The organism is Sphingobacterium populi (assembly GCF_001586775.1).
Lineage (GTDB): Bacteria > Bacteroidota > Bacteroidia > Sphingobacteriales > Sphingobacteriaceae > Sphingobacterium > Sphingobacterium populi.
In genome coordinates, this window is record NZ_LQXS01000001.1 from 1,041,695 (window position 1) to 1,054,350 (window position 12,656).

Sequence of the window (12,656 nt, forward strand, 5' to 3'; positions counted from 1 at the left end):
AATGGCTCATGAGATCCCAACGCACCCCATGAGAAACTACCTTACGATAGGAAGATGATACCTATCAAACAACCAATTACACGCAAAGGACCAATTTAATCTAATGAAAATGATATGGTAGCATGTTTTATTTATTACAAGCACTGGAGAATGCACACAGGTTTTATGTATAATCGGTGGTTTATCCTACTCACACTCCTTTTAAGCACGTTTTTTTTCGCTCACGCGCAGTCCCCACCGACCATTCGGGGCGTGGTGATCGACAAACAAAACATACCAATATCTGATGCTACAGTTTCTGTAAAAGGCACTCGAATAGCCGTCTCCTCCAATGAGGATGGCTCCTTTTTACTAAACAGCGTACCCGCCAACGCTGATAGCATCGTGGTTATCAAAATCGGGTACAACCGATCCGCCATAGCCATTGCAGGGCAATCACAAATTACAATCGAACTCAACGACCTCGCCATCGACGTAGAAGAAACGGTCGTTATCGGTTATGGTACCCAACGAAAAGCAAGTTTAGTTGGTTCCATCGCACAAACTACCGGTGAAGTGCTGCAGCGTACGGGTGGAGTCACAAATTTAGGAATGGCTTTGACCGGGAATCTGCCCGGTGTGACTACTAGCAGTTCTACCGGTATTCCTGGAGGTGAGGATCCCCAGATTCTTATTCGCGCTCAAACATCGTGGAACAATAGCGCTCCACTGATATTAGTAGACGGTGTAGAAAGATCCATGAACTCTATCGATATCGCCTCAGTAGAAAGTATTTCTGTTTTGAAGGATGCTTCTGCAACGGCTGTATTTGGGGTGAAAGGTGCTAATGGCGTTATCCTGATAACCACGAAGCAAGGAAAAATGGGGCGCGCAAACATACAAGGACGAGTAAATACAACAGCGAAAGTACCTTCAAAATTGCCCGCTAAATATGACTCTTATGATGCCTTGACTTTACGGAATAGAACATTAGAAAATGCATTATCCGTAAATCCCGGAGGATGGGGCAATATCCGTCCAGAAGATATTTTACTAAAATATCGGTACCCTGCTAATGATGAAGAGTGGGACCGCTATCCAAATGTAGATTGGGAGAAAGAACTATTCAGATCGCACGCCATGTCATACGGCGCGAATGCCAACGTTTCGGGCGGTACAGATTTCGTGACCTACTTCGCTTCGGTAGATTATGTGAAGGAAGGTGACTTATTTAAATCATTCGAAAATAACCGGGGCTATCGATCAGGATACGGCTATGATCGGGTCAATGTCCGCAGTAATTTAGATTTTAACCTCACCAAAACCACCAAATTCTCGACCAAATTATTTGGTTCAAACGGCGTCCGAAAATATCCTTGGGATAGTCCTGGAAACAACGACGGACAATTTTGGACCGCAGCATATCGCACAGGCGCTGATGCGCTAAGACCGATCTACTCCAATGGTACATGGGGATTCTTCTCTGGTAGAAATCATGATGTACCAAACTCGGTCTACAACTTAGCGCTATCTGGAATTGAAAGAGGCACCAACACGCAGCTGACGACCGACTTTATCGTCAACCAAGACTTAAGTATGATTACTCCGGGACTTAGTTTTAGAGCTAACTATTCTTATGACCATAGCTTCAGAGAACATAGGCGTGGCGTAGAAGATCCTGATGGTCCGGAGCGTATGTGGGTCAATCCCGAAACTGGCGTTATTGTCTATATGTTTGGTATCGATACCAATACCCAGATGGATTACTCGGATATGATACGATGGATCAATAACGCTGGGGAGGTAGACAAGGATGCCACCTATCGCCGTGTCAACTATTCTGGTCAGCTCAATTATAATCGCCAGTTTGGCAAACATGATGTAGGCGCTATGGGACTGTTTCTAAGAGAAACCATTGCAACCGGTAGCATGTTTCCAAGATATAGAGAGGATTGGGTATTTCGGACCACCTACGGGTACGACAATCGCTATCTTTTCGAGGCCAATGGCGCGTATAATGGATCCGAGATGTTTGGCGAAGGATACCGATTTGCATTTTTCCCTTCATTATCGGCTGGTTGGGTCATCAGTAACGAAAACTTCTTAAAGGACGTCAACTTTATCAACAACTTGAAAATCCGAGGATCTTGGGGGAGAATCGGTGATGATAATGTTTCTGGAAGATGGCTCTATCGGGATCAATGGCTTTTTGGCGGAAATGCACAGATGGGTACCAACATTCAAAATACTCCATACACCTTTTATCGCATATCTACACTTGGTAATCCTAACTTATCTTGGGAAAATGTGGAGAAGAAAAATATCGGTCTTGATTTTAGCATACTACAAGGTATGTTTTCGGGTAGCGTCGATTTTTTCCGAGACATTCGTACAGATATCATTATTGATGGTGGCCAACGCGCCGTTCCTTCCTATTTCGGACAAGCGGCACCTCGCGCCAACTTAGGTAGAGTTCGTGGTGAAGGATATGAAATCGAACTTCAGTTTAATAAGCGACTAGCCAGCGGTCTGCGACTATGGGCTAATGCCAATATGACCTATGCTGTCAATAAAGTTTTATTTAGAGATGACCCTTTGTTGTTGCCCGAATATCAACAGCAAGCGGGGTGGCAACTCGGACAAGTTCGTACGCATATTAACAACGGCCATTTAGCCACTTGGGATGATGTGTACGGCAGTACAGAGCGAATTTCAAACAACAGCCTAAAGCTGCCAGGAGATTACAACATCATCGATTATAATGGCGATGGCATTATCGACCGCTTTGATGTTGCCCCTTACGCCTATGCTGGAAACCCTAGGAATACCTACAATCTTAGTTTAGGAACCGATTGGAAAGGACTTAGTTTCTTTGTACAATTCTACGGTGTGAACAATGTTACACGCGAGGTCACCTTTCCTACATTCAATACGTACTCTGAATCCAACGTAGCCTACGTTGAAGGAAACTTTTGGACTTTGGAGAATGGAGGTGGCGACTTACCATTACCGAGATGGGGCACACTATCGCCCGAAGGTGGCAGCGGCACCCGGTACTTATTCGACGGATCTTATCTACGTTTAAAAAATGCGGAAATCGCCTATACTTTAACTGGAAAATCCGTAGAACGATTGGGACTGAACTCCTGTCGAATATTTGCCAATGGCAACAACCTATTCTTATGGACAAAAATGCCTGATGACAGAGAGTCGAACTTTTCTGGAGGCTCATCAGGTGGTGCCTACCCTACTGTAAGACGATTCAACTTAGGTATTGATTTATCCTTTTAAAAAATTACTAAAGATGAAAACAAACGTAATAAAGAGCCGATTAGCGATCATCACGATCTTGCTTATTATCGTCGGAACCAGTTCTTGCGAAAAATATTTGGATAAATCTCCGCTGGCAGATATCGACGAAGGAGTAGCTTTCCAAAGTTTCAGGAATTTTCAAGGCTTTACGGAAGAACTCTATAATTGTGTACCTCTAATTACATCAATTGGTTCGCATAGCGCATGGAATTTTGGCGATGATGAAATGTGGGAACCTACCGAAACCCGGATTTTTGCGTACAATATTGATCATGGTGATTATTGGGCTTGGAACACTGCCATTTTTGGATCGTGGTTCAAGAATGGTGGCAACCCGACGAATACCGCAAGGGTCGACAAAGGGAATCTTTGGGGACTATCTTGGTATGCTATAAGAAAAGCCAACATCGGTCTGGGTAATCTGGACAAATTGACAGAGGCGACTGAAGAAGAGCGACGACTAATTGAGGGGCAGCTCTATTTCTTCAGAGGTTGGTTCCACTTTATGCTGATGCAATATTGGGGTGGTCTTCCTTACATTGATGAGATATTGCCGCCCGACCAAGCTCCGCGTGTTGCTCGTCTCAACTATCATGAAACGGCCGAAAAAGTAGCGTCCGATCTGCAGCGTGCAGCCGAACTTCTTCCTGTAGACTGGAATGCGACCACCGTTGGGCCAACCATGGGTAATAATGACCGCCGACCAAACAAAATCATGGCATTATCATTTCTTGGCAAAAATCTATTACTTGCCGGCAGTCCATTAATGAACCAAGAATCCACGGGAGATCGTAACTACAATCGGGAGTATTGTATACGAGCAGCGGCGGCCTTGGGCGAAGCGTTGCAAATTGCAGAAACAACCCGGCTTTATGAGTTAATACCCTTTTCGCATTACAGCCGTATATTCTACACTTGGAATCAAAATTACGCAGTACCGGGCTCGGTAACTGTAGACGGACATCGCTACACAGAGGCGATCATGATGGAGAATCCAGCCGAGATAAATGGTCGCTTCAGGTGGAATCAGGTCAACGACTATCGTCCGATGGACATCAACAACTCCGGCATCAAAGTATATCCAACAGCCAATTACGTGGATTTTTATGGGATGGAAAACGGACTGCCAATTGCCAATCCTACGCAGGCAGATTCAGAATCTGGTTATGACCCGCAGTATCCTTGGCGCAACAGAGATCCGCGCTTTTACCATGACATTATGTTTGATGGAGAACAAGCCGTTTTGAATGGAGGCTATGTTGGTAACGACGAATACAAACAGTACGCCAGCCTGTTTACTGGAGGATTGTATCGTACAGCTAACCCAACCAAAGCGGTATTTACAGGCTATATGCTTTCTAAGTTTATCTCCAAAAATATGAATCAATGGGATGGATATGCCGACAACAACGCTTTTTCGCTAAGCCTTTTACGTTTATCCGATGTATACCTGCTCTATGCCGAGGCCGCCTCGGAAGGATATGATTCACCCAACGGCAAATCACCCAATTTCAGTAAGACAGCCGTCGATGCAGTCAATTTCGTGAGAGATAGGCCGGGCTTAGGTGTAGGTCATGTACATGCTAAATTCTTATCCTCTCAAGCTGCATTTCGCGAAGAGTACCGAAGAGAAAGAGCGGTAGAACTTGCCTTTGAAGGTCACCGATTTATAGATTTGAGACGCTGGCTGCTCCTTCATGAAAGGCCTTATACCTACAAGATGGGAATCGAATTTAATCGTGCTCCAGGGGTTCCTAATAGTGCGGTATATGCAGATCCTAAAAATGCCCGAGTAATCAATTTCAGACAGACGATATTGTTTGAACGCAAATTTTCTGCACGACATTATTGGTTTCCATTTTTGGTATCAGACATCAGCATGTATCCCGAGTTTTCACAAAATCCAGGTTGGTAGCATTAAATAAGCAGATAAAATGATTAAAATAAACACAATAGCTTGTAGCCTTTTTCTGATCTTCTCGATGAATGTTGGATATGTACAAGCACAGGAACTAGCGGATGATTTGCCAGAAACTGACCCTGCAACTACAGACAGCATACATGTCGCATTTGGTCGTACAGCCAAACGAGATCTTGTCGGTGCAGTATCCCATCTGGATGTCACTGAATTGTTGAACAAAAATTATGCAACCAATAGCTTAGATAATTTAGGAAGTTTTATCTCTGGTTATAATGGAAATATTTGGGGACAAGCACCACTGATTTTAGTAGATGGTGTACCACGAAGAGCCGAAGATATACGATTGGTAGAAGTAGAATCGATCACGGTACTTAAAGATGCAAGTAGCGTAGCACTTTATGGATCTGCCGGTTCTAAAGGTGTGGTATTAATAAATACACAACGCGGAAAGGTTCAACCATTAACCATCGACGTGCGAGCCAATACCGGAATTGCTGTCCCAAAGCGGTACCCAAGCTACCTCAATGCAGCAGAGTACATGACATTGTACAACGAAGCGCTGCAAAATGATGGTATAGCTCCACGATATAGTCCAGAAGCAATCTACAACACCGCAGCCGGGACAAACCCTTATCGGTATCCTGATCTCAATTTACTATCTAGCGAATACCTTCGTGATTTCTCCACACGATCTGATATCACGACGGAGATTACCGGAGGTAATCACCGCGCGAAGTATTATACCAATATGGGTATGTCGTACAACAACAGTATCCTTAAATTGGGTGACGCGAGAAATAATAATGATCTGGCCTTCAACGTACGAACCAATGTGGATATGAATCTAACCCCTTGGCTGAAGGCATCGGCAGATGCCGTAGCGAACATTAATAACAATTACGCTGCGAGAGGCAACTTTTGGGACGCTACTGCTAATTTGCGACCCAACCACGACGGATTAATCCCGTTGATACCAATTGACCGATTAGATCCACAAAACCCAGAACTCCAATCCATCGTCCGAAACAGTCAACATTTGGTCAATGGGCAATACTTGCTGGGCGGATTATCCACTTTGCAAACCAACGATCTCTCTCAATTGATCGCTTCTGGCTACATCAAAAATAGAATGCGCACATTCATGTTCAATGTCGGTGCAGATGCTGATCTTAAGGGTATTACAGAAGGATTGCGATTCAGCAGCCGCTACAGCATGGATTATACCTCGCGCTATACCGAAGCCTACAGCATTCCGTATGCTACATATCAGCCCACATGGCAAACCATAGACGGTGTAGAAATGATTACTGGTCTTCAAAAGTTTGGCAACGATGGCAACAGTACCAACGAGTTTATCGGAACCTCAATGTATCATCAAACCATGTCGATATTAGCACAACTTGATTATAATCGCACATTTCAAGCGCATCATCATGTATCTGCCAAATTACTTGGTTGGGGCTTCATGACACAATTTTCCAGCGATATCGATACCAATGGCGGATCGGATTACCATCCCATCCGAAATACGAATGTGGGCTTTCAAGCTGCTTACAATTTCAGGCATAAGTATTACGTCGATTTCTCGGGTTCCGCCGTTCATTCCACCAAATTACCGGAGCATAGTAGGCGGGCGATTTCACCAACAGCAACTATTGGCTGGCGCTTAAGCGAGGAGGATTTTTTCAAAGACAATGTTTCGTCGGTTAGTGAATTGCGATTCACTGCGTCCTATGCCGTGCTAAGACAAGATCTCGATATCACTGGTGGCGATAGAAACCATTACCTCTACCAAGGAAACTATGGTAACAATACCAATTTAGGCGGATATTTTGAATGGCGAGATAAAGCTGCTGGAGGCTTCACGGTATTGGCCGGAGGCGGAAGCAATCCGCTTCTAAATTTTGTAGAGCGTAAAGAAATGCGTTTTGGCATGGATGCTGGTTTTTTGGACAATCGAATCATGCTGAATGCGAATTATTTCAGGCAAGATGTAAACGGTTTGTTAGCTCGTGGTAATGCGACAGTATTCCCTTCCTATTATTCTGGAAATGGTGATTTTCTACCGTGGATTAACTTTAACAATGATCAAAGAACGGGTTTCGATTTTTCGGTCAATTACAACGACAAGATTGGTAACGTAAGATATAATCTTGGCGTAGTAGGAATGTTGTTCAACTCGCGAGCCACGAAACGTGATGAGATCTACGAAGACAATTATCAATTCCGTGCCGGACGACCACTCGACGCCGCGTGGGGATATATAGCAGAAGGATTGTTTCAAAATCAGGAAGAGATAAATAATCATGCTAGACAGGCTTTTGGCGGCGAAATTAAACCTGGTGATATTAAATACAGGGATGTAAATGGCGATGGGATCATTGACAACCGCGATCAAGTAGATTTGGGGAAATATGGCTGGGCTGCAACCCATTCAATTATGGGTTCAATATCACCCTTAAATGGAAAAACCTGACTTTCTTTGCCCTCGGATCAGGACAATCAGGTGCTATTGGCTTCAAGAACAATTCTTACTATTGGGTTACAGGGCTTGGCAAATATTCGGATCAAGTATTGGGCCGGTGGACAGAAGAGACAGCAGCGACCGCTAACTATCCTCGCTTAACCACAACGGGCAATAATAACAACTTCCAAAACTCTACTTTTTGGATGTTTAAAAACAATCGATTCAACCTCAATCGCGTACAAATTACCTACGATCTGGACGAGCGCTTTTTCAAACCTTCATCCATCGTTAGCCGCATGAGTTTCTACGCAAATGGAGACAATTTGCTCGTCATCTCTGATGAACGCCAAATGATGGAAACCGGTTTTGGAGCTGCCCCACACAATCGATTCTACAATCTGGGAGTACGAGCTTCCTTTTAATTTGATCATTTTAATATACAGATGATATGAAGAATACACTATTAATCCTTGCATCAGCAGCCCTATTATTCAGTAGCTGCGAGAAATGGCTTAATCCTGATCTGGAAAATCTAAAAACGATAGAACAAATGCATACCGATGCACGCTATGCACAAGGATTTTTAACGACAGCATACCGAACAATCCCAGGATACTACGACAATAGTGATGTCGCTACGGATGATGCCGTCACTAATCAGCGATCACACCCCTATCTGCAAATTGCTACGGGCTCGTGGACACCTACATTCAACCCGACATCGGTATGGGGTCAATCTTATGGCGCCATGCAATACCTCAATATATTTTTAGAGAATTCGAATTTGGTAGATTGGGCAGAAGATCCGGAGGCAGCGCAGTTATTTAATATCAGAATGCGAGGCGAAGCATTTGGTTTGCGCGCATTGTACATCTATTATTTATTGCGCAATCATGGCGGTATTAATGCGAGTGGCGAATTGATGGGTGTCCCCTTAATGACACAATCAATGCCGAGCACGGCAGATTTTAACGTACCTAGAGCAAGCTTTATGGAATGTATCAATCAGATCTATATGGATCTGGATAGTGCAGATGCTTATTTGCCCATGCAATATAATAATGTCGCTACAGCGGCACAGATACCCGAACATCTTCGAAAATATAGCCAAGATGTAAGTGCCTACAATCGCGTGATGGGCGAATATAGCCGACAGCTCTTTGATGGATTGATATCCAAAGCCTTTAGAGCGCGAACGGCGCTCCTTGCTGCAAGCCCCTATTTCCAGCATACAAGCAACAACAGCGATTGGGCGACCGCAGCTAACGCCGCAGCCAGCGTAATCAACTTCAAGGGGGGCATCAGTGGCCTTCCTAACAATGGACATACTTATTACGATAATAGAAATGAGATTGATAATTTGAGTAATGGTACTAATCCGCCTGAAATGATCTGGCGAGAAGTAATTCAACCGAATAACTCTGATCAAGAATTGCAAAATCTACCCCCAAGTCTGTTTGGCAATGCGCTAGTCAATCCCACACAAAATTTGGTAGATGCCTTTCCGATGGCTAATGGTTACCCGATTAATCATAGTGAAAATAGCGGTGGCTACAATGCAGCAACGCCTTATGCGGATAGAGACCCTAGATTGAATCTGTACATTATTTACAATGGAAGTACTGCAGGGGTATCTAATAGACAAATTTTGACCGGAAGTGCCTCTGGAACTGCAGATGCTATTAATGCGCGGGAAACCTCTTCTCGGACCGGGTACTACATGAGAAAACGACTTCGTGCAGATGTCAACTTGGATCCCGTTAATACAGTTCGCAGAAATCGCTACTACCCTCGTGTGCGTTATACCGAAATTTATTTATCCTATGCTGAAGCTGCCAATGAAGCTTGGGGACCTGACGGTACCGGAGGCAATGCCTACAGCGCGTACGATGTGATTAAGGCGATCCGTCAACGAGCGGGAGTTGGCGCAACTAATAATGATCCCTATTTGGAAGAATGCCGCGCCGATAAAGACAAAATGCGCGCATTAATTCGCAACGAACGTCGACTAGAATTATGCTTTGAAAGTTTCCGATTCTGGGATTTGCGCCGATGGAAAATGCCATTGACAGAATCCGCAACAGGAATGGATATAAATGGCAGTAACTACCAACCTATTCCTGTCGAAGGCCGAACGTTCCAAAACCACATGTACTATGGCCCTATACCATTTTCAGAAGTGCTAAAATACAGCAACTTACAACAAAATACCGGTTGGGAATAGTAAATAGTTTTTTGACGCACTAAAATGAACTAACAATGAAATCGCTAAATAAAATAATAGCTACAGCCAGTATTTTTATAGCCGTAATCGGCTGTAAAAATGCAGAAATCATTCATCCTGATTTTGATTACCAAACGGTATATTTTGCTAATCAGTATCCCGTCCGGACGATCGTTCTCGGAGAGGACATGAACTTCGACACCACCTTAGATAATGAGAAAAAAGTAGAAATTAAGGCCACGCTGGGTGGCACAAGATACAATCAGCATAACGTATTGATCGACGTGCAAGTCAACGAATCTTTGCTGGAAGGCCTCCACTTCGAGAATGGCAATAAAATTGTTCCAATGCCGGCCAATTATTACAGTTTACTATCCAATCAGATCAATATCGGTATTGGTGATATTATGGGCGGCGTCAAAGTACAATTTTTCGACGCATTCTTCGCAGATCCCAATGCATTAGTAAATACTTATGCAATTCCATTGCAAATGAACCGCGTTATGCATGCCGATTCTATATTGAGTCATAAGGATTTTGTGTTTTATGCCGTGAAATTTATCAATCCCTGGCATGGAAATTATCTACGCCGCGGAAGTGATATCATGACCGGGGATATTAGCAGAACGGTGACGCGTCGTGCACAATACGTAGAACATGACGAGACCAACAAGTTGACAACTCGCTCACTTACATCAGCCACTGTTCCTATACAATTTAGAGATCAGGATGCGGGTAACATCTTTTCCTGTACGCTTCATTTGGAATTTGATAACTCGGGGAACTGTACTATATCGACCAATACACCTGGATACACCGCAACAGGTACCGGAAAATTTGTTTCAAAAGGAGAAAAAAATAGCTGGGCAAATAGAGATCGTGATGCACTATATCTTGAATATCAAGTCGCGTACTCGGGTATTAGCATTGGTAATGCACCAAATATCAGAACGATCACTGGACAAATAACGACCAAAGATACCTTAGTAATGCGAGATCGTGCGGTATCACCTGAATATTTCAATCCTATATTACGATAACTCTAAAGCCACCAAGATGATGAACATTATCACGAGATTATGCACCAAAGTCGTTATCGCGCTTATAGCTGCTCTACCTTTCATAGGTTGTGTCAAATACGAGGCACGTATATTTGACGTCGACAAACCACAAAGTATATTTGATCAAGAAGCCTTAGACGCACTCGTTACATTGCGATCCGTAACCGGTACTGATCCAGCATCTCATCCTACTTTAGGAGCAGAAATCGCTCTTTCAGCCGTCGGAGCCAACCACTCCCTATACCGCTTAATGCAAGAGCATATGAATGAAATAAGTATAACTACTTCTGTGTATCCTGTCAATGTATTTAATGCAGAAGGAAGTGCCAACTTAACAGCGCTATCTCAGGCGTTGGAGCTCAATAGTCAGACCGAAAATCCGTTAAAAGTGCACTTCGGGCATTTGCTGTGGCACGAGAATCAGTTTTCGACCTTTTTAAATAGTCTGATCGCTGATATTTATATTCCGGGCGAAAGCGGCACCGATGTAGTGCATGATTTTGAAGACGACGAACTAGGTCATTCATTCCCGATGATCGGATCGGGAAGTAATGCAGTGGTCAATGATCCAAACGGAGAAACCGGCAAGGTACTCAACATTAAAGGTCCACAAACTTTTCCACAAATAAGGATAAACCTTCCCGAAGGTCGCACGGTCGGAGATTATAAAAACGTTATGATCGATTTTAAGGGAGATGGCTGCTGTGGTTACTATGGAGCAGGTATGCGACTGGGCATTAGTGCTGAAGCGGAGGACGTAAACTTAGGTCAGTATGGTAGTCCAGCCAGCTTCGGGATTACGATAAACAGTTGGGGACGCGGCTTGATTAATCTTCCTCTGGCTAATCTCAACCTTACTTCAGATCAAAAAGCGTGGACTAGTTTTGTATTAACAATAGGTTCCGCTACCGGTTCTGCCGATTATTATATGGATAATATCAAAATGGACTGGGAATTGGAAGGTCAAACAATCGTAAAGACGCCTGAAGAAAGAAAAACCATATTCACCACTGAATTAGAAAAATGGATAAATGCAACTGCAGAAGCAGGCAAAGACAAAGTAAGCTCTTGGAGCGTAGCCTATCAACCAATAGATGACACCGATCCTAGCCAATTGCGCAGCGGAGTAGGCCGAGCATTACCAGCGAACACATTTTATTGGCAAGATTATTTGGGTAAAGATTATGCCGCAATAGCGATAAAACAGCTACTACAGCAGGCAAATTCGCAAGATAAATTTTTTATTACCGAAACGAATCTCTTGAACAATAGTGCTAAACTCGAAGCTTTGATGGATTTTATTCAACATACCGAAAAGCAAGGTGCGCCCATACATGGCATTGTCTCTGAGTTGGATCTTCAACTTAATAGTGACAAAAGTCATGTAGAAAACTTGTTTAAATCTTTGGCGGCAACCAATAAACTCATCAAAGTAGCAGTACGCATCCAAACTGGAAATACAGTACAACAAACCACCAATGCGCAATATACGGAGCAAGAAAATATGTACAAATGGTTAGTGCAATCCTACATGGAGCATATACCGAGAGAAAGAAGAGCAGGGATACTATTTACCAGCCCAACGGATGCTGCCAATCAGACAGTGGCATCTGGCCTTTGGACAAACAATGCTGGCTACCAACGCAAGCCGGCCTACCGCGGCGTATTGGAAGCATTACAAAACCAATAATC

General features: G+C 43.7%; 7 protein-coding genes. All 7 read left to right on the forward strand.

The genetic code is table 11. The features are described 5' to 3' along the window. Positions 1-165 precede the first annotated feature (165 nt). The 7 genes from A0125_RS04055 (at position 166) to A0125_RS04080 (ending at position 12,654) form a co-directional block, all read left to right on the forward strand. A complete protein-coding gene (locus A0125_RS04055; RefSeq protein WP_197464768.1) occupies positions 166-3,270 on the forward strand; it encodes a SusC/RagA family TonB-linked outer membrane protein in 3,105 nt (1,034 codons plus the stop codon). A gap of 13 nt (positions 3,271-3,283) precedes the next feature. Beyond that, positions 3,284-5,206, forward strand: a complete 1,923-nt coding sequence (locus A0125_RS04060) for a RagB/SusD family nutrient uptake outer membrane protein (protein WP_066752413.1) — start codon at positions 3,284-3,286, stop codon at positions 5,204-5,206. A gap of 19 nt (positions 5,207-5,225) precedes the next feature. Next, the gene (locus A0125_RS04065) at positions 5,226-7,688 is read left to right on the forward strand and encodes a SusC/RagA family TonB-linked outer membrane protein (protein WP_197464769.1); all 2,463 of its coding nucleotides are present in this window, start codon (positions 5,226-5,228) and stop codon (positions 7,686-7,688) included. Between the two features lie 98 nt (positions 7,689-7,786). Next, positions 7,787-8,101: a hypothetical protein gene (locus A0125_RS15790; RefSeq protein ID WP_197464770.1), complete on the forward strand. Its 315-nt coding sequence runs from the start codon at positions 7,787-7,789 to the stop codon at positions 8,099-8,101. A 26-nt stretch (positions 8,102-8,127) separates the two neighbouring features. Continuing rightward, entirely contained in the window at positions 8,128-9,903 is a 1,776-nt protein-coding gene (locus tag A0125_RS04070; protein WP_066752416.1) for a RagB/SusD family nutrient uptake outer membrane protein, read from the forward strand. Positions 9,904-9,938: 35 nt separating this feature from the next. After that, positions 9,939-10,943 carry a DUF5627 domain-containing protein gene (locus A0125_RS04075; RefSeq protein WP_066752420.1) on the forward strand — a complete coding sequence of 335 codons (1,005 nt, stop codon included), beginning with the start codon at positions 9,939-9,941 and terminating at the stop codon, positions 10,941-10,943. Between the two features lie 16 nt (positions 10,944-10,959). After that, complete coding sequence (locus tag A0125_RS04080; RefSeq protein WP_066752423.1) at positions 10,960-12,654, forward strand: endo-1,4-beta-xylanase; 1,695 nt, start codon at positions 10,960-10,962, stop codon at positions 12,652-12,654. Positions 12,655-12,656 lie beyond the last annotated feature (2 nt).